The sequence below is a fragment of the Flagellimonas sp. 389 genome, from assembly GCF_018449435.1.
GTDB lineage: Bacteria > Bacteroidota > Bacteroidia > Flavobacteriales > Flavobacteriaceae > Flagellimonas.
The window spans coordinates 1-23,566 of sequence record NZ_JAHCMU010000008.1 but is presented as its reverse complement, the minus strand read 5'-3'; the positions used below and the strand labels follow the sequence as shown (position 1 = coordinate 23,566).

Annotated in this window: 24 protein-coding genes; 11 read left to right on the top strand and 13 right to left on the bottom strand. The window is 38.6% G+C overall.

Annotated elements, in window-relative coordinates; all coding sequences use genetic code 11:
* Positions 1–30: 30 nt before the first annotated feature.
* The 4 genes from truB to KIM67_RS08270 are packed head-to-tail and all read right to left on the bottom strand — an operon-like array spanning position 31 to position 2,719.
* On the bottom strand, positions 31–729 hold the full coding sequence (truB, locus tag KIM67_RS08285) for a tRNA pseudouridine(55) synthase TruB (RefSeq protein WP_213830874.1): 699 nt from the start codon (positions 727–729) through the stop codon (positions 31–33).
* A 42-nt stretch (positions 730–771) separates the two neighbouring features.
* The gene (locus KIM67_RS08280) at positions 772–1,566 is read right to left on the bottom strand and encodes an undecaprenyl-diphosphate phosphatase (RefSeq protein ID WP_163417562.1); all 795 of its coding nucleotides are present in this window, start codon (positions 1,564–1,566) and stop codon (positions 772–774) included.
* Position 1,567: 1 nt separating this feature from the next.
* A complete protein-coding gene (locus KIM67_RS08275; RefSeq protein WP_213830873.1) occupies positions 1,568–1,831 on the bottom strand; it encodes a DUF3098 domain-containing protein in 264 nt (87 codons plus the stop codon).
* A 9-nt stretch (positions 1,832–1,840) separates the two neighbouring features.
* Positions 1,841–2,719 (bottom strand): ABC transporter permease, encoded by an 879-nt coding sequence (locus KIM67_RS08270; protein ID WP_213830872.1) that lies wholly within the window; start codon positions 2,717–2,719, stop codon positions 1,841–1,843.
* Positions 2,720–2,807: 88 nt separating this feature from the next.
* On the opposite strand from KIM67_RS08270, the gene KIM67_RS08265 reads away from it, so the two are divergent.
* From KIM67_RS08265 to KIM67_RS08250, 4 genes are all read left to right on the top strand, one after another.
* Positions 2,808–6,212 carry a DUF559 domain-containing protein gene (locus KIM67_RS08265; RefSeq protein WP_213830871.1) on the top strand — a complete coding sequence of 1,135 codons (3,405 nt, stop codon included), beginning with the start codon at positions 2,808–2,810 and terminating at the stop codon, positions 6,210–6,212.
* A 103-nt stretch (positions 6,213–6,315) separates the two neighbouring features.
* Positions 6,316–6,570, top strand: a complete 255-nt coding sequence (locus tag KIM67_RS08260; protein ID WP_213830870.1) for a SemiSWEET family sugar transporter — start codon at positions 6,316–6,318, stop codon at positions 6,568–6,570.
* A gap of 189 nt (positions 6,571–6,759) precedes the next feature.
* Positions 6,760–7,860, top strand: a complete 1,101-nt coding sequence (ald, locus tag KIM67_RS08255) for an alanine dehydrogenase (protein WP_213830869.1) — start codon at positions 6,760–6,762, stop codon at positions 7,858–7,860.
* Between the two features lie 91 nt (positions 7,861–7,951).
* Positions 7,952–8,647, top strand: a complete 696-nt coding sequence (locus KIM67_RS08250; RefSeq protein ID WP_163417568.1) for a zinc metallopeptidase — start codon at positions 7,952–7,954, stop codon at positions 8,645–8,647.
* A 54-nt stretch (positions 8,648–8,701) separates the two neighbouring features.
* On the opposite strand, the gene KIM67_RS08245 is transcribed toward KIM67_RS08250, so the two are convergent.
* On the bottom strand, positions 8,702–9,172 hold the full coding sequence (locus tag KIM67_RS08245; protein ID WP_213830868.1) for an Lrp/AsnC ligand binding domain-containing protein: 471 nt from the start codon (positions 9,170–9,172) through the stop codon (positions 8,702–8,704).
* A gap of 47 nt (positions 9,173–9,219) precedes the next feature.
* A complete protein-coding gene (locus tag KIM67_RS08240) occupies positions 9,220–10,593 on the bottom strand; it encodes a saccharopine dehydrogenase family protein (RefSeq protein ID WP_213830867.1) in 1,374 nt (457 codons plus the stop codon).
* A 79-nt stretch (positions 10,594–10,672) separates the two neighbouring features.
* Here KIM67_RS08240 and KIM67_RS08235 point away from each other — a divergent pair, with 79 nt between their 5' ends.
* Together KIM67_RS08235 and pckA are read left to right on the top strand one after the other, a co-directional pair.
* Complete coding sequence (locus KIM67_RS08235) at positions 10,673–11,065, top strand: DUF423 domain-containing protein (protein ID WP_213830866.1); 393 nt, start codon at positions 10,673–10,675, stop codon at positions 11,063–11,065.
* A gap of 67 nt (positions 11,066–11,132) precedes the next feature.
* Complete coding sequence (gene pckA / locus KIM67_RS08230) at positions 11,133–12,749, top strand: phosphoenolpyruvate carboxykinase (ATP) (RefSeq protein ID WP_213830865.1); 1,617 nt, start codon at positions 11,133–11,135, stop codon at positions 12,747–12,749.
* A gap of 51 nt (positions 12,750–12,800) precedes the next feature.
* Here pckA and KIM67_RS08225 read toward each other — a convergent pair whose 3' ends face one another.
* From KIM67_RS08225 to KIM67_RS08215, 3 genes are read right to left on the bottom strand one after another with little or no spacing between them, the layout of a single operon-like run.
* Positions 12,801–13,544: a uroporphyrinogen-III synthase gene (locus KIM67_RS08225; protein WP_213830864.1), complete on the bottom strand. Its 744-nt coding sequence runs from the start codon at positions 13,542–13,544 to the stop codon at positions 12,801–12,803.
* 6 nt (positions 13,545–13,550) lie between these two features.
* On the bottom strand, positions 13,551–14,207 hold the full coding sequence (locus tag KIM67_RS08220; RefSeq protein WP_213830863.1) for a DUF4271 domain-containing protein: 657 nt from the start codon (positions 14,205–14,207) through the stop codon (positions 13,551–13,553).
* Complete coding sequence (locus KIM67_RS08215; protein ID WP_213830862.1) at positions 14,204–15,865, bottom strand: glycosyltransferase family 39 protein; 1,662 nt, start codon at positions 15,863–15,865, stop codon at positions 14,204–14,206. Before KIM67_RS08215 ends, KIM67_RS08220 begins: the two co-directional genes overlap by 4 nt.
* A 121-nt stretch (positions 15,866–15,986) precedes the next feature.
* On the opposite strand from KIM67_RS08215, the gene KIM67_RS08210 reads away from it, so the two are divergent.
* From KIM67_RS08210 to KIM67_RS08200, 3 genes are read left to right on the top strand one after another with little or no spacing between them, the layout of a single operon-like run.
* The gene (locus tag KIM67_RS08210; RefSeq protein WP_213830861.1) at positions 15,987–16,715 is read left to right on the top strand and encodes a polyprenol monophosphomannose synthase; all 729 of its coding nucleotides are present in this window, start codon (positions 15,987–15,989) and stop codon (positions 16,713–16,715) included.
* A 1-nt stretch (position 16,716) separates the two neighbouring features.
* A complete protein-coding gene (locus KIM67_RS08205; protein WP_213830860.1) occupies positions 16,717–18,051 on the top strand; it encodes a dihydroorotase in 1,335 nt (444 codons plus the stop codon).
* Between the two features lie 6 nt (positions 18,052–18,057).
* Positions 18,058–18,492: a DUF4296 domain-containing protein gene (locus KIM67_RS08200; protein WP_213830859.1), complete on the top strand. Its 435-nt coding sequence runs from the start codon at positions 18,058–18,060 to the stop codon at positions 18,490–18,492.
* On the opposite strand, the gene KIM67_RS08195 is transcribed toward KIM67_RS08200, so the two are convergent.
* Positions 18,484–19,482 (bottom strand): NAD-dependent epimerase/dehydratase family protein, encoded by a 999-nt coding sequence (locus KIM67_RS08195; RefSeq protein ID WP_213830858.1) that lies wholly within the window; start codon positions 19,480–19,482, stop codon positions 18,484–18,486. The genes KIM67_RS08200 and KIM67_RS08195 overlap by 9 nt on opposite strands.
* An 83-nt stretch (positions 19,483–19,565) precedes the next feature.
* Here KIM67_RS08195 and tyrS point away from each other — a divergent pair, with 83 nt between their 5' ends.
* Together tyrS and KIM67_RS08185 are read left to right on the top strand one after the other, a co-directional pair.
* The gene (tyrS, locus tag KIM67_RS08190) at positions 19,566–20,864 is read left to right on the top strand and encodes a tyrosine--tRNA ligase (RefSeq protein WP_213831012.1); all 1,299 of its coding nucleotides are present in this window, start codon (positions 19,566–19,568) and stop codon (positions 20,862–20,864) included.
* 68 nt (positions 20,865–20,932) lie between these two features.
* The gene (locus KIM67_RS08185; protein WP_213830857.1) at positions 20,933–21,382 is read left to right on the top strand and encodes a hypothetical protein; all 450 of its coding nucleotides are present in this window, start codon (positions 20,933–20,935) and stop codon (positions 21,380–21,382) included.
* 3 nt (positions 21,383–21,385) lie between these two features.
* Here the strand turns inward: KIM67_RS08185 and KIM67_RS08180 are convergent, their stop codons facing one another.
* The 3 genes from KIM67_RS08180 to KIM67_RS08170 all read right to left on the bottom strand — a co-directional run bounded on the left by KIM67_RS08180 (position 21,386) and on the right by KIM67_RS08170 (position 23,205).
* On the bottom strand, positions 21,386–22,372 hold the full coding sequence (locus KIM67_RS08180) for an acyl transferase (RefSeq protein ID WP_213830856.1): 987 nt from the start codon (positions 22,370–22,372) through the stop codon (positions 21,386–21,388).
* A 66-nt stretch (positions 22,373–22,438) separates the two neighbouring features.
* A complete protein-coding gene (locus tag KIM67_RS08175) occupies positions 22,439–22,762 on the bottom strand; it encodes a T9SS type A sorting domain-containing protein (protein WP_213830855.1) in 324 nt (107 codons plus the stop codon).
* Positions 22,763–22,896: 134 nt separating this feature from the next.
* Positions 22,897–23,205 carry a T9SS type A sorting domain-containing protein gene (locus tag KIM67_RS08170; protein ID WP_213830854.1) on the bottom strand — a complete coding sequence of 103 codons (309 nt, stop codon included), beginning with the start codon at positions 23,203–23,205 and terminating at the stop codon, positions 22,897–22,899.
* Positions 23,206–23,566: the final 361 nt, after the last annotated feature.

The window sequence follows — 23,566 nt, the reverse complement described above, 5'->3', positions numbered from 1 at the left end:
AGTATACCTAAGTTGTTTTTCTTACCCTATTTAACTTTTAGCCTCAAGATTTTCCTTGAAAACAGCTGGTATTACAGCATTAAGTACGTTGAAATCCCCTATTTTGGTTCTTCTGAGGGATGATAAATATGCCCCTGATTCTAAAGATTTTCCAAAATCATGAGCTAAGGAACGAATGTAGGTTCCTTTGCTGCAAACTACCCGAAAATAAACTTTTGGTAGGCTTATTTCCGTGATTTCAAATTCGGAGATTGTTATTTTTCGTGATTTGATTTCGACTTCTATTCCCTCTCTTGCAAACTCATAGAGACGTTTACCATCCTTCTTTAGTGCCGAGAATACAGGGGGAACCTGTTCTATTTCTCCAATAAATTTTACTGTTGCTTTACGAATAAGTTCTTCAGAAAGGTGTTCTGTCGGAAAAGTTTTATTTATCTCTGTTTCCATATCAAAAGACGGTGTGGTAGCACCTAATGTAAAAGCGCCCGTGTATTCTTTTATCTGTCCTTGAAGCTCAGGAATTTTTTTTGTGAATTTGCCCGTACAAATAATGAGCAAGCCTGTAGCCAAGGGATCTAAAGTGCCTGCATGGCCAATTTTTATTTTTTTAAGCCCAAATTTTTTTCGGATAGCCCATTTTAATGCGTTGACCGCCTGAAAAGAACTCCATTCCAAGGGTTTGTCTATCAGTAGTATTTGGCCGTTTAAAAAGTCTTCTTTGGTTTTCAAACTGTTTCCGAGTTTAGTTTATCCAGGAGTTTGTAAGATAGCCTACCCCCAAATACTCCAAGCAATGGCAATAAGACCAACAATTAGACAGTATATGGCAAAATAAGTAAGCTTGCTTTGGCGTACCAATTTAATCATCCAGGTACATGCTGCAAGTCCTGCAATAAAAGCGGCAATAAATCCTGCTCCCATGGCAGCGGTTTCCCCACCTTCAAAGTTGATGTCGCCACTTAAAATATCCTTGGCTACTTTGCCGATTATCAAGGGAACGACCATTAAGAAAGAAAAACGAGCGGATTTTGTTTTATCAATCCCCAATAGCACTGCAGTGGAAATTGTGGCTCCACTTCTTGAAATTCCAGGTAGCATCGCCACAGCCTGTGCCAATCCTATCACAAAAGCACTTCTGAAAGAAACCCCTTTTTCTGTAGTTTTCGCTAAATCAGCTAAATACAACAAAACTGCTGTTATCAGTAACATAATACCAACTATGATAATTGCTCCATCAAAGAATACTTCCATGAAATCCTCAAGAAAAAAGCCCACCAGAGCAGCTGGAATCATCGAAACAATAATCTTTAAAGAGAATTGTGTCTGTTCGTTCCATGAAAATTGGAACAACCCCTTTATAATATCCCATACATCTTTTCGGAAAACAACAATGGTACTCAGTGCAGTGGCAAAATGTAATACTACAGTGAACAAAAGGCTTTCCTCTGGTAACGAGTCATTCCCCAAGATGGCCTTTCCCAATTCTAAGTGTCCGCTGGAGGAAACTGGTAAAAACTCGGTCAGACCTTGAATAATCCCAAGGATAATAGCATCGATAATGTCCAAATTATTCTTTGTTTTTGTTAGGGTTCAACAAAATCGCATATACTTGAATACCAAGCCCAATGAGAACCAACGTTGGAGCCAAACGTATTCTTCTAAAATTATAAATATCTGGATTAAAAACATTTGGGTCATCACTACCACCTCCTGTCATTAGAATAAAACCCAATGCAATAAAGGCCAGCCCAATAAAAAGAAAGATGTAGTTTTTCTTTTGAAAAATGAATTGGGATGTTGGCTTTTGGACATTCTTATTTTTCTTACTCATGGTGTAAAGTTAATAATAAAGATCGTCAGTCCTTAGATTCAAAAAACGTTGTGTGGCAATATGCGTACTGGCCCAAGAGATAACGACTCCGAGGGCAAAGACACCTACAAACAACGCTAGCAATACTACCAAATCCTGAAAAAGATTAAGTTCTGGAAAATTGGAATTTACATAATAGAGGACAACCCCCAAGGCAATAAGCGCTAAGGTCGCACCTAGCATCCCCAATTTAATATTCGTCCATATAAAAGGCCTGCGTATGAATATTTTAGTCGCACCGACCATTTGCATTGTCTTGATGATAAAGCGTTTGGAGTATATGGACAAGCGTATGGAACTGTTGATCAAAAGCACAGCGATCAATGTGAAAATGGCACTGGCAACAAGAATCCAAAGACTTATTTTTCGAACATTATCATTGAGCAATGAAATTAAGGGCTTATCGTAACTAACTTCGTCCACGTAGGTTTTGGAGGCGATATCATCTGCGATTGCCTCAATCTGTTCGGGAGTTACAAAGTCGGCCTTTAAATTAACGTCCACGGAGTTTTTAAGCGGATTGTATCCAAGGAAATCGGTGAAATTTTCCCCGATATCTTCGCTATACTGTTCAGCGGCATCTTCTTTAGAAACATAATCGGCAGATTTGGTATGTTCCGCAAGTGCCAAGCTTTTTTGCAATTGTTCAATTTCCACGGGCTTTGCATTATCCTTTAAAAAGACAGAAATGGTTATCTGCTCCTTAAAATGATCTGCCATCTTTTTGGTGTTCAAAACAAGAAGCCCTAGGGCACCGAGTAAAAAAAGTACCAAAGCAATGCTCAAGACCACTGAAAAATAAGAGGATATTAGTTTTCTTCGTTGATATCGTTCAATATATTGGCTCATAAAGGAAAATCAATACGTAAAAATAGAAAAGTAAATCGTAATTAGGGGATTAAAGCTATTTTTGCAACTCGAAAAAGATGAAATTACCATGAACTATAATTTTCGTGAAATTGAGGCTAAGTGGCAAAAATACTGGGCGGAAAACGAAACTTTTAAGGCTTTAAATAATTCTGAAAAGCCAAAGTATTATGCACTTTCCATGTTTCCTTATCCTTCTGGTGCGGGACTGCACGTTGGACATCCATTGGGGTATATTGCCACTGATATCTACGCACGATATAAGAGGCATAAGGGATTTAATGTTTTGCACCCTATGGGCTATGATTCTTTTGGTTTGCCCGCAGAACAATATGCCATTCAAACAGGGCAACATCCGGCAATTACTACGGAAGCTAATATTAAGCGCTATCGTGAACAGTTGGACCAACTTGGTTTTTCGTTCGATTGGAGTCGTGAAGTGCGCACATCCAACCCTAGCTATTATAAGTGGACGCAATGGATTTTTATTCAATTGTTCAATTCATGGTACAATAAAACAAGTGACAAAGCCGAAGAAATTTCAGGTCTGGTCGCTCTTTTTGAAAAGGATGGAAATGAAGCGGTAAATGCGGCCTTCGATGATGATACGCCTATTTTTAACGCAGAAGATTGGAACAGTTTTTCAGATAGGACCAAACAAGAGGTCCTTCTAAAATATAGATTGACCTATTTGGCGGATACCGAAGTAAATTGGTGCCCTGCATTGGGCACCGTTTTGGCCAATGATGAAATCGTAAATGGAGTTTCTGAACGAGGCGGGCATCCGGTCATCAGAAAAAAAATGACGCAATGGAGTATGCGTATAACCGCATATGCCCAGCGATTGTTGGATGGTTTGGATACCATTGATTGGCCCCAGCCACTTAAGGATTCCCAAACCAACTGGATCGGTCGCTCAGAAGGGGCTTCGGTCACTTTTAATGTCCTCCCCCCAGCCCCCTCCATTGGAAGGGGAGCCAATATTAGGCTCACCGGGAATTCCGCAATCATAGGAATCTTGCTTGAACGTGCAAAAGAAATGCGTAAAAGGCCCACACCTGCCGAAGCTAAACTTTGGGAGGCGTTGCGGGGTAAAAAATTGAATGTAAAGTTTCGACGACAGCACCCAGTACATAATTATATTGTTGATTTCATAGCGCTGGAAAAAGGTTTGATCGTTGAGGTCGACGGTAAGATTCATGAATACCAACTCGATGCAGATGCACAACGAACCTTGGAATTGAAACAGAAAAAAGGATTCAAGGTTATTCGCTTTACAAATGATGAGGTGTTGCATGATATTGATGGCGTTGTTTCAAAAATTAAAGAGGTGCTGAACTCCCTCCCTTCTGGGGAGGGTTGGGGTGGGGACCAAATAGAAGTCTTCACCACCCGTCCCGATACTATTTTCGGTGTAAGCTTTATGACTCTGGCTCCCGAACATGAATTGGTATCTAAAATTACTGCACAAGAACAAAAAGAGGCGGTCGATGCCTATGTGGAGGCTACGGCCAAACGTTCTGAACGTGATCGGATGGCAGATGTAAAAACCATTTCGGGAGTTTTTACCGGGGCTTATGCCGAGCATCCGTTTACCAAGGAACCAGTTCCTATTTGGATTGGGGATTACGTATTGGCCAGCTATGGGACAGGGGCTGTGATGGCAGTTCCTTGTGGAGATCAGCGCGATTATGATTTTGCAAAACATTACGATATTGCAATTCCCAATATTTTTGAGGGAGTAGATATTTCTGAAGAAGCTTTTGCCGACAAGGCAACCACAGTTATCGCGAATTCAGACTTTTTAAATGGGCTTGATTATAAGAAAGCGGTAAAAAAAGCGATTGAAGAGCTTGAAAAACTAGGACAAGGAGAGGGAAAAGTGAACTACCGTCTTCGGGATGCGGTTTTTAGCCGCCAACGGTATTGGGGCGAACCTTTTCCAGTGTATTATGTAGATGGAATGCCACAGATGATTGCCGATGAGCATTTGCCGTTGGAATTGCCCGAAGTTGAAAAGTACCTGCCTACGGAAACAGGCGAGCCACCTCTGGGAAATGCTACACATTGGGCTTGGAATAGTATTGAGAATAAAGTAGTGAGTAATGAGAAAATAGACAACAATACTATCTTTCCTCTTGAATTAAACACCATGCCCGGTTGGGCTGGAAGTTCCCAATACTTTAATCGGTACATGGATCCACATAATGATAATGCCATTTATTCCAAAGAAGCTATCGAGTATTGGGAAGACGTAGACCTTTATATTGGTGGAAGCGAGCATGCAACCGGACATTTGCTCTATTCCCGATTTTGGCAGAAGTTTTTGTTTGATAAGGGAATAGCCCCAAAAGAGGAATTTGCCAAAAAATTGATCAATCAGGGCATGATTACTGGAACGAGTGCTTTTGTTTATAGATTGCGGTTTCAAGTGAAACCTGGATATAAGACCAGTCTGGAGAATATTTTGAAAATAGTTGATAATATGCCGGTCGTTTATTTATCCAAAAATCTTTTTGATCAAAACGTAAGAGATAAGTCTAAAAATGCAGGTGAAAATGCTTTCTTGGAAAAACTACTTGAAAAATATGCGAATGCAGATAAGGCTTGGACACACGATATTTCTGTTAAGTTTTCTAGATTACATGTAGACGTAACTTTTGTAAACGCTTCAGATGAGTTAGATATTAAGGCCTATCAGAATTCTATTCCTGAAATGCAGAATATAGTATTCGAATCTGAAGGGAATGGAAACTTCGGTTTAGAGCGCGAAATCGAAAAAATGTCCAAATCCAAATACAATGTCGTCAACCCCGATGCCATTTGTGAGGAATATGGAGCGGACAGTCTACGTTTGTATGAAATGTTCTTGGGACCTTTGGAGCAATCTAAACCTTGGAACACCGCTGGTATCACGGGAGTACATTCCTTCCTTAAAAAGTTATGGCGTTTATACCACACGGGCCCTAACGGGGAATTCTATGTAACAGATTCCCCTCCTTTGGAGGGGCAAGGGGAGGCTCTAAAATCGCTGCACAAGACTATTAAAAAGGTAGAAGAGGACATTAAGAATTTTTCGTTCAATACCTCGGTTTCCACGTTTATGATCTGCGTTAATGAGCTCACTTCCCAAAAATGTACCAGCAAAGCTATCTTGGAACCTTTGGCCATTCTGGTTTCACCTTATGCGCCTTACATAGCTGAGGAACTCTGGGAAAAATTGGGATATACCGAATCTATCGCAGAAGCGCCCTTTCCAAAATTTGAAGAAAAGTACTTAGTGGAAAGTAGCAAAGAATACCCTATATCATTTAATGGAAAAATGCGATTTACGATGCAACTTCCTTTGGATATGGCAAAAGATGAGATTGAAGCTGCTGTCATGGGTCACGAGAAAACCCAAGCGCAACTCCAAGGACGTACCCCCAAAAAGGTAATCGTAGTTCCCGGGAAGATTGTGAATATCGTAGGATAAAGTGAGCAGCATGGCGTTACGCTGAACTCGTCTAAGCGTACAGTATATAAAAGTTTGTCATACTGAGCTCGGCGAAGTATAACAAATACAAATAGTTAGCTTCATGGAAACCATCGAAATTATTGGACTCATCGCAGCCACATTGACCACCTCTGCATTTGTGCCACAAGTGTACAAGGCATTAAAGCATAAATCTACGGCAGATGTATCACTTACCATGTACATTGTTCTGCTTGCAGGGCTTATCCTTTGGATAATTTATGGAATCCATTTGGAAAGCTTGGCCATTATTTTGGCGAATGTGATTACGGGTATCTTGGCCGTAACAATGCTTATTTTGAAAATAATTCATAAATAACACTACTACTAAAAAACACAGGATAAATTTTTAAAATATTATTTTAATAAAAGTACACCCCTATTTTTTAAGGGGTATTGATATAAAAAAATAACTTTTTATCGATTTACCCCTATTTTTTATCTAATCTAGCTTTTATTTTTAAAATTTTTACAGCACCTTTGACTTGTTAATCAAAATAATAACAAAATGATTGTAGGTGTACCTAAAGAAATCAAAAACAACGAAAGCCGTGTTGGGATGACTCCAGCAGGGGTTTTTGAATTGGTAAAAAACAACCATACCGTTTACGTGCAAGCAAGAGCAGGGGAAGGAAGCGGATTTTTTGATAAAGACTATCAACAGGCCGGAGCTACTATTTTAGGAACAATCGCTGAGGTTTATGCGTCGAGCGATATGATCGTAAAGGTTAAGGAGCCAATCGCTGAAGAATACCAACTCATCAAAGAAGGACAGATAGTATTTACCTATTTTCATTTTGCCTCTAGTGAAGCATTGACCAAAGCCATGATAGCCAGTAAGTCTATTTGTATTGCGTATGAAACTGTGGAGGATGATGAAGGGACATTGCCATTGTTGACCCCTATGTCAGAAGTTGCTGGTAGAATGGCAATTCAGCAAGGGGCAAAGTACTTGGAGAAACCCGTTAAAGGAAGAGGGGTGCTTTTGGGAGGTGTTCCAGGAGTCGCACCGGGCAAAGTTTTGGTGTTGGGAGCGGGTACCGTAGGCATTCAAGCTGCAAAAATGGCAGCAGGTTTAGGCGCCCATGTTACTATTTTAGATGTGAACATGAAACGACTTCGCTATGTTAACGATGTTATGCCAAGCCATGTTGTGACCGAATTTTCAAGTGAATTCAATATCAGAAAACTTATAAAGACCCATGATTTAATTATTGGGGGAGTCCTTCTAAAAGGAGCCAAAGCTCCAAATTTGATTACGCGGGATATGCTAAAGGAGATGCGTCCCGGAACTGTAATCGTAGATGTTGCCGTAGATCAAGGCGGATGCGTGGAAACCACTAAAGCAACTACACATGAAGACCCCATATACATTATTGATGACGTTGTGCACTATTGCGTAGCGAATATGCCTGGGGCAGTCCCTTACACTTCTACAGTTGCCTTGACGAACGTAACACTGCCCTATGTATTAAAGTTGGCAAATATGGGATGGCGCAGTGCTTGTAATCTCGATAAGAACCTTTCAAAAGGTCTTAATATTATTGAAGGTGAAGTGGTTTATGAAGAAATAACGGAAGCTTTTAACTGGGAGCCCGCTATGGCTTAATACACATTTTGTCAGTAAATGGACCCTGTCCTAAAATGGCGGGGTTTTTGCTTTTTAGTGGTATATTTATAAGAATTAAAACAGAAAAGCTATGATGACATATTATATATTGATCGGTGGAATTGCACTAATAAGTTGGTTGGTCAGCAGCCGATTGAAGAGCAAGTTCAAAAAATATTCTAAAGTTCATTTGCGAAATGGCATGAGCGGTGCTGAAATCGCCCAAAAAATGTTGGATGATCACGGAATCAGTGATGTTAAGGTAATATCCACCGCGGGGATGCTTACCGACCATTACAATCCAAAAAACAAAACCGTAAATCTTAGCGAAGGTGTTTACAATCAACGTAATGCATCTGCGGCAGCAGTTGCTGCGCACGAAGTGGGTCACGCTGTACAACATGCACAAGCTTATGAGTGGTTGACCATGCGCTCTAAACTTGTTCCCGTCGTTAGTGTTACTTCAGGAATGTCCACCTGGGTTGTATTTGGTGGATTGATGTTGGGAGCCGCTGCTGGAGTTGGTCTAGGATATTACATAGCAATTGCCGGACTAGTAATGATGGGGTTTGCCACATTATTTAGTTTTGTCACCTTACCTGTGGAATACGATGCCAGCAATAGAGCTTTAGCGTGGTTGAAACAAAAAAACATGGTAAGTCAAGAAGAATATGCTGGTGCCGAAGATGCCCTTAAATGGGCTGCCCGAACATATCTGGTTGCCGCTTTAGGAGCTTTAGCGTCTTTGGTTTATTGGGCGTTCCAAGTTTTCGGTGGAAGGGATTAAGCCTTTTGTTACAAAGAATAGAAGACCTGTTTGGAGAAATTCAAACAGGTTTTTTTAGATTGAAATTTGCCGGTCAATCTGTTGGTTTAAGGAAATAAAGGTTTCAGTTCTGGAAACACCTTCTATTTGCTGGATTTTTTTATTCAACAATACCATTAAATGTTCATTGTCCTTGCACAATACCTTGATTAGGATGGACCAGTTTCCAGTAGTATAGTGGCATTCCAATACCTCGGGGATTTTTTCAAGTTGTTTTACGGCTTGCGGATTGGCCATGGCCTTATCAAGAAAAATACCGATATAGGCCATCGTGGTATATCCCAGTACTTTAGGATTTATAATGAATTTAGAGCCTGATAAGAGACCAGAACTCTCCAGCTTACGCAATCGTTGGTGAATGGCCGCCCCAGAGATTCCTATGTTTCGGGCAATTTCCAAAATTGGCCTTCGCGCATCTTCCATTAAAAACCGTAAAATTTTTTTGTCGATTCCATCAATTTTTACTGAACTGTTAGGAGTTTTCACAAGATTGATTAAAGATTGAAGCTAAAGATACCAAAAAAGGTTAAAAACTAATTACCAATGGAATCTGGATTATAGCCTAAATAGGGTACTTCGTATTCCCTAAACTTAATTCCATACGATTTGAGTTCTGAAAGTATAGGGCCATACACCTCCTTTTTAATGGGAATTTGAACGCCTGGAGTCATGATGTTACCGTTAAGAATATGGAGTGCTGCTATTGCTACGGGCAAGCCAACAGTTTTTGCCATAGCAGTATGGCTTTGGTTTTCACCAAGTACGACCATGTTGGCATCTATTTGTTTTTTTTTACCGTTAATTTCGTAACCAAACTTATGGTACATCACGATCATATCCTTTTCGTCTTTTTGTAATGTCCAGTTATCTTCAAGGATATACTGAAGCATTTGGGCGGGAGTGGCATTCTTTATCGGTATTTTTTTTGTGTCGTCAAAAAGATTTAGCTCTAGTAACTTTCCCCATCTAATATCATCTTGGTCAATTTTAAGGTAATGCCGAAGCTTTAATTCCACAGAATCTGTTGGGGAGTAGGGTAAAAATAGGTTGATAAATTCCCGATACGACATGCCTTCAGAATTTTCTACGGTATAACTATCGTCCGTCAACCCAAGAAGAACGAACATTTGCCATGCCTTGGAAAATCCAACCCTGCGCATAGTTCCGCGGTACAATGTTAAGGCATCCTGCAAACCATAAGCGTTTCTGTATTTTAAGGAATCTCGATTGGGGTATACTTCAAAAGCGCCGTATCCGTCAATGTTCACTAACTCGGTACGGCGAAATAGTTTTTGATAAGGGATGTACTTATATGTTCCTTCTTGGATAAATTTTGCTGCACCACCTTGACCTGCAACAACTACATTTCTCGGATTCCATGTGAATTTGTAATTCCAAAGATTGGAATCGTTTTCAGGGGCTACCAATCCTCCCGTAAACGATTCAAAAAGTAACATTTTTCCACCTTTGTTGGTAATTCTATCAATGATTTCCATGGCACTCATATGGTCAATACCAGGATCAAGACCAGCTTCATTGATAAAAACAAGCCCATTTTTTTTGGCATCGCTGTCCAATGCGGCTATTTCCTTGCTCACGTAGGATGCAGTAACCAGATGTTTCTTGAAGGTGATGCAATCTTCAGCTATTTTAATGTGCAGCCGTGGAGGTAACATAGAGATTACAAGTGATGTCGAAGCAATGACATTTTTCCTTTGCTCATCATTAAAGATATCCAGTTCTATCACGTTACAATTTGGATGCGAGGCAATATGTTCTGGAATGTGTTGAGGGTTAAGGTCTCCTATGGTTAAATACAGTTTCTCTTTATTGGATTTTTCGAGAATATAATCTAACAGGTATGCAGTGGACTTTCCTGCTCCAAGTACCAAAATAGTGCGAACCATGGGTTTTGTTTACTTTTGATTAAAACGAATACTAAAGTATCAAATTGTTATATTTTTAAATATTTAAGCTCTTAAAGTTATGAACAAAACAATTATACTGATGGGAATTATTTTTGGATTTTTGGCGATAGTGTTAGGTGCTTTTGGTGCCCACGGGCTTGAAAAAGTGGTTGATTCAAACTCAATTGATACTTTTGAAGTGGGCGTACGCTATCAGATGTACCATGCATTGTTTTTACTTTTTCTCGGGTCATGGGATGGTTTGCTTCAAAAACAAAAACGAATCGTGTTTATCTTCGTTCTTCTGGGTGTTCTTCTATTCTCTTTCTCCATCTATCTTCTCGCTATCAATAGTTTAGTTGCTTTCAATTTTAAACAAATAGCATTTGTAACCCCCATAGGCGGTACTTTTTTAATTATAGGGTGGTTTCTTTTAGGATATTACATTTTGACTAAAAAACAGCATAAATAAACCATCAAAAAAGTGGTAAAATAGTATAATTTTCTAGTTTTGTACCAACTAAAAAAACTACAAAAGCATGGAGGCCCACATTCCAACAACGAAATCGATTTCGTTAACCCAGTATGGAATACAACATACGAACGTACATTACCAATTATCCCCTCAGGAATTACAAAAATTGACCATTGAAAAGGATATGGGCAAAGAAGCTTCTTCGGGAGCCTTGGCAGTTAATACGGGAGAGTTTACGGGAAGGTCACCAATGGATCGTTTTATCGTAAGGGATTCCATTACAGAAGAAAAGGTTTGGTGGGGAGATATCAATATTCCCTTTGAGAGTGAGAAGTTTGATATGCTCTACGATAAGATGATTGCCTACTTGAACGAAAAAGAACTTTTTGCGCGCGATTGCTATGCTTGTGCCGATGAGGGTTATAAGATGAATATTAGGGTGATCAATGAGTATCCATGGTCCAATATGTTTGCGTATAACATGTTTCTTAGACCGAACGAAGAGGAACTAAAGGATTTTGAACCTGAATGGACCGTAATAAATGCTCCTGGTTTTGTTGCCAATGCCGAGATTGATGGAACACGACAACATAATTTTGCCATCTTGAATTTTTCAAAAAAAATAGCATTGGTCGGAGGCACAGGCTATACGGGCGAAATAAAAAAAGGGATATTCTCTGCCTTGAACTTTATCCTGCCTGTTTATAAAAATACGTTGCCCATGCACTGTTCTGCCAATATTGGGGATTCTGGGGACACTGCACTTTTCTTTGGTCTTTCCGGTACTGGAAAAACCACACTCTCTACGGACCCTGACCGAAAGCTCATTGGCGATGACGAACATGGATGGACGAAAGATAATATGGTATTCAATTTTGAAGGTGGCTGCTATGCAAAGGTCATCGATTTGTCACAAGAAAAAGAACCGGAAATCTATGCAGCAATCAAACAGGGAGCTATTTTGGAGAATGTAATTATGGATGATAAGGGTGTAGTTGATTTTTCAGATACTTCCATTACCCAAAATACAAGAGTCAGTTATCCTATTTATCATATTGATAATATACAACAGCCTTCTATAGGCGAGAATGTAAAGAATATATTCTTTTTAACCGCGGATGCCTTTGGTGTTTTACCTCCAATTTCCAAGCTTACACCTGCACAGGCTGCATATCACTTTATTTCTGGATATACTGCAAAAGTTGCTGGTACGGAAGCTGGCGTGGTTGAGCCGCAACCATCATTTTCTGCATGTTTTGGAGCGCCTTTTATGCCTTTACATCCTGCTACCTACGCAGAAATGTTGAGTAAAAAAATGCAAGAGTCCGGGGTCGATGTTTGGTTGATCAATACAGGTTGGACCGGAGGACCTTATGGTATAGGTACCCGAATGAAGCTAAAATACACAAGAGCTATGATAAGTGCAGCCCTTAGCGGTGACTTAGGACTTTATAGCTATGACAAATACCATATCCATTCTGTTTTTGGAGTGGCACAGCCTAGAGAGTGTCCTGGCGTGCCAACTTCAGTGCTTAGCCCAAGAGCAACATGGAACAATGATGAGGATTACTATAAGACGGCATTTAAGCTCACCAATGCCTTTAGGGAAAACTTCAAGAAATTTGAATCTTATGCCAGCGAAGAGATACGGCGAGGCGGTCCGCAACGCTATGCTTTTTAAAATAAAAGGCCCCGCTAGACGGGGCCTTTTATTTTAAAATGTTCTAACCAGTTACTTGTTCACGCTGGTTATATATTTTTGTAACGCCATGGTCATTGACGGTGTTTCTGGAGTGGGTGCCTTAATATCTATTCTAAGACCTGCCTCTGTAGCAGCATTTACGGTACTGTTGCCAAAAACAGCGATACGCGTACCATTTTGTTCAAAATCCGGAAAATTTTTCAATAACGACTCGATTCCAGAAGGGCTAAAAAATACCAAAACGTCATAAGTCACTTCTCTTAAGTCAGATAGGTCGCTTATTACCGTTTTGTAAAAGATACCTCTTTTCCAATCCACTTTAAGTTCATCTAAAGCTTGTGGAACAATGGGCTTTAAAATATCTGACGATGGTAATAAGAATTTTTCATCCTTATATTTTTTTATAAGCGGAACAAGTTCGTTGAATGTTCTTTTTCCCACATAAATTTTACGCTTTCTGTAAACCACATACTTTTGCAAATAATAAGCAACAGCTTCTGATTGACAGAAATACTTCATGGTATCAGGTACCTTAAAACGCATTTCTTCTGCAATTCTAAAAAAATGATCGACAGAATTTCTGCTTGTAAGGACAATTGCGGTGAAATTGTTTAAATCAATTTTTTGCTGCCTTACGCTTTTTGCTTCTACTCCCTCTACATGTATAAAAGGTCTAAAATCTACCTTTACTTTTTCTTTTTCAATTAGGCGTGAGTAGGGAGAATTTTCTATTTTGGGTTCTGGCTGGGAAACCAAAATTGTTTTTACTTTCATAAGCTTTCAATCTTTTAGATAGCTTCCAATTATCACTAAGGGTGCAATTTCGAGTGCGCAAAGGTACAAAATAAAATAGAAAAAATAGGGAATGATCGCTTTTTGATAGTTCTTCAAGACCTTTGCCAACCCAATGATATTTATGGAGGCAATTAGGGCCGAAGTAAAGGAAATAATCATTTTTGAATCCTTTATAATGTAAATAAGAATCACATTGGTCAAGAACATAATCAGGCTACTGTAGTTGAGATAAGAGATTTTAGTGAATAGTAACTCAGAAATCATTTCTTGTGTATTGAATACAAATCCTTTGGCGTATTGCAGGGATATTTTCACTAATTGGAACAATACCAACACTCCCATAATTATAAAAAAAGAGGAAGGTTGCCCATCTAACTGTACAATAGAAAAGGTTTTTTGAACCAAAAAAAGGAACAGAGAAAAGTTAACCAACTGGAAAATAGTTAACAACACCTGAAACCAACTTAAAAGGCGTCCTTTTTTATTGTAAACTACAGTATATCTGTTGTTGAACGGCAATATGATGAAACTCAAAAACTTGTTTTGAAAAAGATACTTGCCCAGAGCTAGTACAACCAAGCTGAAGAAAAGAGCAATGGTCATCCAGTCCAAAGATTCAACAGTTTTATAAATAGGGTTCATTGGTCAATTTTAGTTGGGATTCCGTTAAGTCCCGGTAACAAATCATTCTCAGATATTCCAATACGGAAATAGTAAAGGTTTTCCTCTTTTGGTTTAGGTAAATTGAAGCTAAAAAAAGCGGTGTCTCTTGATTTTAACAACGGGCCATTCTCAGCAATAGCTTCAACAGTGATCGGCACAAGTGTTTTAACCTGTTTATAACGATTGGAAAAAGCTGCAGAATATTTTAATTTGTTCAGAGCAATTTCAAAAGGATAGGGGTTATATACCTTTAATGTATAGTCACTGGTACTACCGCTAATCTTTTCTACAATGGCCTCCAATTTTCGATATGATTTAAAATTATCCATAAAAACACCATAAAAAACAGTGCTGTCAGGGTGAGCATATGATATATCACCGCTCTTTCTATATTTAGTTACATAGAGTATTTTTTTGTTTTGTACCCTTCTCTCAGAACCATCAATAGAATATTGGTTTTTTCTATACATGTGGTTGTTCAAGGAATACGTGGGGTCTCCAGAATAAAATTCGTACATAGGCGATTTTCGATATGAATTTTCAAAAACTATGGGAATATTACCTGCTTTTGATTTTAAATCTTGTACCCATGTTGTATTCCCATGTGTTTCAAAAAGTATGGGGAGCAATGGTTGGTGCACGAGCCATACCCTTGCATATAACAATAGAACTAAACTCGCTATTCCCATTCTAAGCATCCATTTTCTGCTTTTTGTGTTTTCAATGAGGTGGTTGAAGGCTATTATCGCCATAGGTATTGAAACAATAATAATCCATTGGGTTTGTACCCGTCTGTTAAAGCTTGAAATAAAAAAGAAAATAAGAACGCCGTATGTTAAATAGATTAAGGCCTTGGAAAATTTATCGCTGATTTTCATTTTAAAAAGCGACAGATATACCCAATAAAACATCAATCCAAAAATCGCAATTAGATTCACAAAATACCCAAGGGTGAACTTTGAAAAAGAATATGCTTGGTTAGGACGTTCATAGAGATGATATTTTATGGAAACAAAGTCATTTTCATAAAGCCATAAAAAATGTGGTATGTAGCAGGCTAAAGCTATACCAACTGATAGCCAAGCATACTTGTTTGTCACTAGTTTAATGTTTGAGAGCAGTATAAACAAAATGACCAGAACGGCATGGTACTTACTGTACATGAGAGCTGCCATTACGATTCCCATAAAAACTGAAACCAAAACACTTGGATTATTTAAAAACCGCTTGTAGAGTAAGAGAAAAAGCGCCGTAAAAAATAAGAGTGGTGTGTCTGGCAAGGTTAAAAATCCATAGGCATTCATTAAGGTCATCGAGAAGACCAAAAGAAAAAAATGAACTACATAATCTTTCTTTTTTTCGTTGTCAATAAGCATCCATAAAATAAGATAAGTCCCAACCGAAAGCAGACAGCTCATAAAGCGTACCCCCAATTCTCCATCAAAGAAAATACTGCTTAACTTTATTAAAAAGGCCACCATGGGCGGATGATCAAAATAGCCCCAATCCAAATTCTGTGCGTAATACCAGTAATACGCCTCATCATAGATGAGTTCCGTAAAATAGGACTGAACAATATTGAGAACAAAAAGAAAGGCAAGTAGAATAAGAAAAAGCCTAGGAAACTTTTGGATCATCAAATAGATTTTAACAACTCCAAAGTTACAAATATTGGATTACTAGAAGCACAGTAATAGGTGCTGTAACTTTTTAAACCGTTTGAGAAAACCTTATTTTTGCATTCTAATCTTTATCTAAATGGCCAACGGTTTAGTTATTATACCAACTTTCAATGAGATTGAAAATATAGAGGCCATTGTAAAAACAGTTTTCGATTTAAAAAAGGATTTTCATGTTCTTGTAGTCGATGACAATTCTCCAGATGGTACTGCCGAAAATGTGAGGTCAATGCAAGAGCAATTTCCAGACTGTCTTTTTTTAGAAGTGAGAAAAGAAAAATCAGGTTTGGGAACTGCTTATATACATGGTTTTAAATGGGCTCTTGAGAAGGACTATGAGTATATCTTTGAAATGGATGCAGATTTTTCGCATCGTCCTACAGATTTACCAAGACTGCACAGAGCCTGTTTAAATGGTGCTGATGTAGCCGTTGGGTCACGTTATAAAAAAGGTGTGAATGTGGTAAACTGGCCGCTGTTTAGAATCCTGTTGTCCTATGGGGCCTCTTTCTATGTAAAAATCATAACCGGAATGAAAGTGCACGACCCCACTGCAGGTTTTGTGTGCTATAAGAAGGAGGTATTACAAAACATTAATTTAGATGCGGTTAGATTCATAGGCTATGCATTTCAAATTGAAATGAAGTATAGGGCATACCTAAAAGGCTATAAAATCGAAGAAGTTTCCATCATTTTTACGGATAGAATCAATGGAAAGTCAAAAATGAATTCTGCCATAATAAGAGAAGCTATTTTTGGAGTCATTGCAATGAAGTTTAGAAGTATATTTTATAAAAAGAGTTTTTGAAATGGCAAAAATAATAGTGAAGAATGCGAAGGTCATCAATGAGGGTGGCATCATGGAGACCGATTTACTTTTGGAAGAAGATATTATAACGCGCATGGCCAAGGATATAACGGATGGTAATGCAGATGTTATTGATGTAAATGGAGATTATGTATTACCTGGCATCATTGACGACCAGGTTCATTTTAGAGAACCAGGGCTTACCCATAAAGGTACTATAGGAACTGAGAGCAAAGCTGCGATTGCTGGTGGAATAACCACTTTTATGGAGCAGCCCAATACTAATCCGCAGACTACGACCATAGAAAAGTTAGAAGAGAAATTTGCAATGGGCGCCAGAGATTCTTATGCGAATTATTCTTTTCTTTTTGGGGGTACGAATGACAACTTAGAGGAACTGAAAAAGCTCGATAAAAATGCATGTTCGGGGGTTAAACTTTTTTTAGGATCGTCTACAGGGAATATGTTGGTGGATAATGAAGAGGTTCTTGAAAAAATCTTCAGTAATACGGAAATGGTCATTTCTACACATTGCGAAGATGAGGGGACCATACGGGCGAATATGGAAAAATATCAAAAACAGTACGGTGATGATATCCCGATAAGCCTACATCCTATAATTAGGAGTGAAGAAGCCTGTTACCTATCTTCATCAAAGGCGATTGCCTTGGCCAAAAAGACAGGCGCTAGATTGCATGTTTTCCACCTTTCTACCGGGATTGAAACTGATTTGTTCACCAATGCCATACCGTTGGAAGAGAAAAAGATAACTTCAGAAGTATGCATACACCATCTATGGTTTTCCGATGAGGATTATGCAGATAAAGGAACATTCATTAAATGGAACCCAGCGGTAAAAACGAAAATGGACCGAGAGAAACTCTGGGAAGCACTTCTGGACGATAGAATAGATGTAGTTGCTACGGACCATGCCCCACATACGTTGGAAGAAAAGAATAATCCCTACACCAAAGCGCCATCCGGTGGGCCCTTGGTTCAGCATGCGTTGCAGGCTATGTTGCAAAAAGAAAAGGAAGGAAAAATAAGTTTGGAGAAGATTGTGGAAAAAATGTGCCACAATCCGGCCAAATTATTCGATATTGATAGACGAGGCTTTGTACGTGAAGGCTATTTTGCTGATTTGGTACAAGTGAATCGCAACACTAAAAATCAGGTTGAAAAATCAAATATTCTGTATAAGTGCGGATGGTCTCCATTTGAAGGCACAATGTTTGATTCTAAAATAGTTCGCACCTTTATCAATGGCCATTTAGCGTACGAAAACGGAAAATTTTCGGCAGAAAGAAAAGCCAAAAGACTCACATTTAATAGGTAAGGAAAAATGAAGAAAATCATAGTATTCTTTTTAGGGCTTCTGTTTTTTTCTTGTGGTGAGAAAGTAGTTGAAAAGCCCGAGAATTTAATTCCAAAGGAAAAAATGATTGCCATTTTACACGATCTGGCCATTTTAAAAGCAGCTACAACATCCTATAAGCAACTAATGGAAAGCCAAGGAATCACGACCATGGAATTTCTATACGAAAAGCATAAAATCGATAGCGCTCAATTTTCCCAGAGTGATTTATACTATGCTTCCATACCTCTGGAATATGAGTCCATTTACGAAAGTGTGTCGGCTAAATTAGAGAAGAGACATAAAAGATTGGAAGATGCCAAGAAAAAAGTAAACGATAGTGTCAAAAAAGCTAACGAGCTAAAAAGAGATTCTATAAAAAACTCAAGAATAAAAAAGGATAGTATCGTAGAATCAAGTTAAATATTTAGAACAACAAAAATGTATCGTTTCATTCAAATCCTCAAACTGAATATTGATAGTGGATTTTAGCTTTTTGTTGCTATATATTTCAAGTTTATAAAATCCTTTGACCATATTTTTTGTAAGTCTGCGGCGTTTTCCCAAAAAATTGGAACGTAACCAATCCAAGCGCCAAAAACATTCCAAAACCCAAAAAGGTATTTTCTTAGAAGGTGCAGTCACATTCAAAAAAGAACTAATTTTTTGAAATAGCGCTTCATAGGACATATTCTCATTTACAAGAATAAATCGTTCTCTTTCCACATCGGATTCCATCAATTTTATCATGGAAGTGGTTACATCGGTTACGGAGACAAAACCCGTTCCGCCTGGGATAAATGTTTTTTTGCCTTTTGCGGCATATTTAAAAAAAGTTCCGCTCCCGGTATGCCAAAAACCGGGTCCAAGCACAACTCCTGGATTAACAATAACTATGGCAAGACCTTCTTGAGAACCACGCCAAACTTCAAGTTCAGCTTCATGTTTCGTAAGTCCATAGACAGAAACGTTCACGTCGTTCCATTCACTATCCTCGTCTACCTGCTTATTTTTAACACTTGGTCCAATAGCAGCAATAGTACTCACATAACAAAGCTTTTTTATGTTATTTTCAATACAGAGGTTAACAATATTTGCCGTGCCTTCGATATTATTTTTGACTAAGGCAGTATAATTTTTTGGGTCAAAGGAAATCATCGCTGCACAATGATAGACGTACTGAATATCTTTAAAAATGGCTTCTAAGGAAATAATGTCTGTGATATCTGCTTGTACCCAATCTATTTTTTCCAATAAAACAGCAGGATTGTTCGTATAATACCCAAAAACTTTTAGAACAGTATCAATAGATTTTTTGCTTCTGTAGCAGGCCCGGATGTTTTTGCCTTCCTTCAGTAATTGAAAAAGTAAGTGTGAACCAATTAAACCAGTACCTCCGGTGACCAAAATCATGCCATAAAAATACCTATTTGCAATGGAATTATGTAGCGATTCAAGAACTTCATTTTATATTTGCAGCTATTCTCAAAAAGCATATGAAACCAAATAATTTTGTTCAAGAACTACAGTGGAGAGGAATGGTGCACGATATTATGCCAGGAGCCGAAGAACATCTTATGGAAAAGATGCAGGCTGCCTATGTTGGAATTGACCCCACGGCAGACTCGTTACATATTGGACATTTGGTCAGTGTTATGATGTTAAGACACTTTCAGTTAGCGGGGCACAAGCCTTTTGCACTGGTAGGGGGAGCAACAGGTATGATAGGAGATCCATCTGGAAAATCGGCCGAACGCAATCTTTTGGATGAAAAAACGCTGAGGCAGAATCAAGAAGCAATTAAAGGGCAACTAGGTCGTTTTCTGGATTTTGAAAGCGATGCCGCGAATGCCGCTGTTTTGGTAAATAATTACGATTGGATGAAAGATTTCTCCTTTCTTGATTTTATCCGCGATGTTGGAAAACATGTCACCGTGAATTATATGATGGCGAAGGATTCCGTCAAAAAGAGACTTTCCTCTGATGCAAAGGAAGGGATGTCGTTTACAGAGTTTACCTATCAATTGGTACAGGGGTACGATTTTTTGCACCTGTTCCAAAACCACAATTGTACGTTACAAATGGGCGGTAGTGATCAATGGGGAAATATCACTACTGGAACAGAACTCATTAGAAGAATTGGTGGTGGTAAGGGTTTTGCCTTAACCTGTCCTTTGATTACAAAAGCAGATGGTAGCAAGTTTGGTAAAACAGAAGGCGGGAATATTTGGTTGGACGCGGAAAGGACGTCTCCATATAAGTTCTACCAGTACTGGTTGAATACATCGGATGAAGATGCGGAAAAATACATCAAGATATTTACATTTCTGACCAAAGATGAGATTACTGCCCTGATTGCTGAACACCAAGAAGCACCCCACTTAAGAATACTACAAAAAAAATTGGCTGAAGAAATCACGGTACAGGTACATTCAAAATCCGACTTGGAAAATGCCATACAGGCTAGTAGTATCCTATTTGGGAAATCAACCTCTGAAGATTTGAAGCTTTTAGATGAAAAAACGTTTTTGGATGTTTTTGAAGGTGTACCGCAAGCCCAGATTGCTAGAACAGAGCTTGATGTTGGTTTGGATATGATAGGTGCTTTGGCCGCTAAAACAGGATTTTTGGGTTCTAACGGGGAAGCCAGAAGAGAGTTGAAGCAGAATTCCATTTCTGTAAACAAAGAGAAAGTGAAGGAAGACTATCACCTTACTGCTTCAGACCTTATCAATAATAAATTTGTTTTGCTCCAGAGAGGAAAGAAGAACTATTTTGTGCTGGTCGTTGATTAGGTTAAATTTTTCAAAATTGCGCAACCAAATGACTGTTTTTTGGTCTTTGCTTTATAAAACCTAAAACAATGAAAGCTTTTACGGTACTCTTTTCTTTTTTTTTAGCAGTTAGCTCGTGTAACACAAATGATACAAACGAGGCTGAAGATCAACCGGTTCCACTTAAGGGTGAAGCCCAAAAATGGGAGTTGGTAAAGATGACGGGTAGTATGGTCAATTCTGAAACTACGGGTGATGCCATGGAATGGCAAGAGAATTATTTTTTAAATCCCAACGGTAGTTTTGAAAAGCAACGAGTATATGATGGAACTACCACCAAGGCAACAGGTTCATATGAGCTTATTGTACAGGAAGATGAAAAGTATTTTGAATTGACCTACGAAACCGGTAAAGAACTTATTGCCAGTTGTTCTAGGAATGGAAAAGAAATTTTGGTACTAAATGGGAGCGATGCATTATATGCCACTTGGAATGCATGTGATGGTCCTGGATTGGAATACCGTTTGGTCAAAGAGTAACTGTTATAAGGCCATGAGATTGCAACCTCGAATGTCGGATTGGTCAAACCTGCCTAAAATTTCAAAACTACCATCAACATAGGTCTTTCCTAAGTCTTGGGTGGCAATAAATGAGCACGAATCGACATTCGCAAGATCAATGACATTAATCCCACCAGACTTTCTATGGGACTGTATGGAGAGCGGGTCTTCGGTATCCCGGGTAAGTACCTTCATCCATGGTGGAGTTTTAAATATCCCGTTTCCTTTGGAATATCCTTGCGATAATAATTCGGTCATTCCATATTCGGAATGAATGTGTTGGATGTTGAAAGCATTTTTAAGAATGCCGTGAAGTTCCTCGCGTATCAATTCTTTTCGCCTTCCTTTCATACCTCCCGTTTCCATAACGATGGTATGCTTTAAATCCATGGGAAACTGTTCCGCCAAATCCAATAAGGCAAAAGAAACGCCTATTAAAAGTGTTTTGGTTTCTTCTTTTTCCAGTTGTAGTAATTTTTCCTGAAGCATTTCCAAATCGTAAAGATAGAAACCGCTACTGGAGTGTTGGGATTTAGAGACAAAATCATTGGTCATATAAACCAAAGACGAGCCTTCTCGTTCCAAGTAGGAAGGTAAAAGTGCCAAAGTACAAAAATCCTCAACAGGACCATAAAAATGTGCAAAACCCTTTCTAAAACTCTCTAGATATATAGAAGTGTCCCTAACATAATGTTTGCTGGAGATACTGCCGGTCGTGCCGCTACTTTCAAAGATAATTTCTGGTTTGTGTGGGGATGAGGTAATTTTATGTGTTTTAAAGAATGCTATCGGTAGAAAAGGAATTTCTTGTGAGGCTAATACGTTGGAAGGTGTTTTTTCAAGGTGATTACAGTACTCATGGTACGTTGGATTTTGTTGGTATTGAAACTGGAAAACCTCCAATGCCAATGCCTCAAATTCGGATGGGTTTGAAATTGAAAAAATCTTTTGGATTCTTGTACGCTCCATAGGGAAGTAAAAGTATCCAAAAATAAAAGCCCTTCAAAAAGAAGGGCTTTTTTAGTTTCATAACCTTTACTTGACCACCAGTTTTCTGGTCATGGTCCTTTCCTGTTCGGTGACTTGTAATACGTACACTCCTGGAACCAATCTTGAGATATCCAAGGTATTGGTGGCAATTCGGTCTGTTAGGACAACTTCACCAAACACATCGTAGATTTTAATTTGTTTACTTCCGTTGGAAGAGGTGGTAATATAGATTTCCTCGCCATAGGCAGGGTTCGGGTACATTTTAAAACCCTCTAGTTCTTGAACCTGTTCTGTATTTACGCTGACCAATTCTTGGCCAAAACTGAATAGGGGTAATGCCATAATAAGAATTAAGTAGATTTTCTTCATATATGCCGATTTGGGATAATAGCAATATAAAAATAGGTTAAGAGCACTATTTTACCTATAAAATGTTGTGAAACAAAGATTTATGTAGGTGAACCTTTAAAATTAAGGATAAATAGATATGAAAAATAGAATAACTACTTGATAATAAGCTTTCTGGTCGCTACTTTATTAAGTTCAAATACCCTAAGAATGTAAACGCCCTTGTCTAAAGTAGAAAGGTTTAATTCTTTTCCTAGGATTGTAGTTTGCAGTACTTGTGTACCCAAAACATCAAAAATCAGAATCTGTTTTGGGGCATTTTGAGCGGTCTCTATGAATACCTTACCCTGTGGAGCAGGGTTTGGGTATAGCTTAAAGCCGTCAATATCCGCACTACCCTTTGCGTTTTGGGAAAAACAAAGCGTGCAAACAAAGAGAAAGAATACCAAGTAAAGTTGCTTCATAAAGTATTGGTTACAAAGGCTATGCCACAAATATAGATAATTTGAACCCCGATTTTAAACCGTTCAACGAAAAATGATTCACTTTTCGATAAAGTGTAGCAAAGGGAAGCCACGTAACTGTGGCTTTTTTACACTATTAAATCTCTTCTGGAGGCGGGGTAATTATAGGCTTATAATTTAGTGCCGTATCAACAACCTCTTCGACTGATGGATTATATTCATCAGGGTTGAAATTTCTAACATTATAGTTTTCAGGATAGAAAAAAAGGTTTGCTCCGTCTGGGTGTAGCCTTACCTGTTTTAGGACGTTGCTAAATTCATAAAATTATGATCAATGTTCATCGTTTGGGGGAAGAATTCT

Coding starts and splice junctions, on each gene's coding strand:
- KIM67_RS08275 (WP_213830873.1), bottom strand. CDS start 1,831: ATGAGTAAGAAAAATAAGAATGTCCAAAAGCCAACATCCCAATTCATT.
- KIM67_RS08270 (WP_213830872.1), bottom strand. CDS start 2,719: ATGAGCCAATATATTGAACGATATCAACGAAGAAAACTAATATCCTCT.
- KIM67_RS08265 (WP_213830871.1), top strand. CDS start 2,808: ATGAACTATAATTTTCGTGAAATTGAGGCTAAGTGGCAAAAATACTGG.
- KIM67_RS08260 (WP_213830870.1), top strand. CDS start 6,316: ATGGAAACCATCGAAATTATTGGACTCATCGCAGCCACATTGACCACC.
- ald (WP_213830869.1), top strand. CDS start 6,760: ATGATTGTAGGTGTACCTAAAGAAATCAAAAACAACGAAAGCCGTGTT.
- KIM67_RS08250 (WP_163417568.1), top strand. CDS start 7,952: ATGATGACATATTATATATTGATCGGTGGAATTGCACTAATAAGTTGG.
- KIM67_RS08240 (WP_213830867.1), bottom strand. CDS start 10,593: ATGGTTCGCACTATTTTGGTACTTGGAGCAGGAAAGTCCACTGCATAC.
- KIM67_RS08235 (WP_213830866.1), top strand. CDS start 10,673: ATGAACAAAACAATTATACTGATGGGAATTATTTTTGGATTTTTGGCG.
- pckA (WP_213830865.1), top strand. CDS start 11,133: ATGGAGGCCCACATTCCAACAACGAAATCGATTTCGTTAACCCAGTAT.
- KIM67_RS08225 (WP_213830864.1), bottom strand. CDS start 13,544: ATGAAAGTAAAAACAATTTTGGTTTCCCAGCCAGAACCCAAAATAGAA.
- KIM67_RS08220 (WP_213830863.1), bottom strand. CDS start 14,207: ATGAACCCTATTTATAAAACTGTTGAATCTTTGGACTGGATGACCATT.
- KIM67_RS08215 (WP_213830862.1), bottom strand. CDS start 15,865: ATGATCCAAAAGTTTCCTAGGCTTTTTCTTATTCTACTTGCCTTTCTT.
- KIM67_RS08210 (WP_213830861.1), top strand. CDS start 15,987: ATGGCCAACGGTTTAGTTATTATACCAACTTTCAATGAGATTGAAAAT.
- KIM67_RS08205 (WP_213830860.1), top strand. CDS start 16,717: ATGGCAAAAATAATAGTGAAGAATGCGAAGGTCATCAATGAGGGTGGC.
- KIM67_RS08200 (WP_213830859.1), top strand. CDS start 18,058: ATGAAGAAAATCATAGTATTCTTTTTAGGGCTTCTGTTTTTTTCTTGT.
- KIM67_RS08195 (WP_213830858.1), bottom strand. CDS start 19,482: ATGATTTTGGTCACCGGAGGTACTGGTTTAATTGGTTCACACTTACTT.
- tyrS (WP_213831012.1), top strand. CDS start 19,566: ATGAAACCAAATAATTTTGTTCAAGAACTACAGTGGAGAGGAATGGTG.
- KIM67_RS08185 (WP_213830857.1), top strand. CDS start 20,933: ATGAAAGCTTTTACGGTACTCTTTTCTTTTTTTTTAGCAGTTAGCTCG.
- KIM67_RS08180 (WP_213830856.1), bottom strand. CDS start 22,372: ATGGAGCGTACAAGAATCCAAAAGATTTTTTCAATTTCAAACCCATCC.
- KIM67_RS08175 (WP_213830855.1), bottom strand. CDS start 22,762: ATGAAGAAAATCTACTTAATTCTTATTATGGCATTACCCCTATTCAGT.
- KIM67_RS08170 (WP_213830854.1), bottom strand. CDS start 23,205: ATGAAGCAACTTTACTTGGTATTCTTTCTCTTTGTTTGCACGCTTTGT.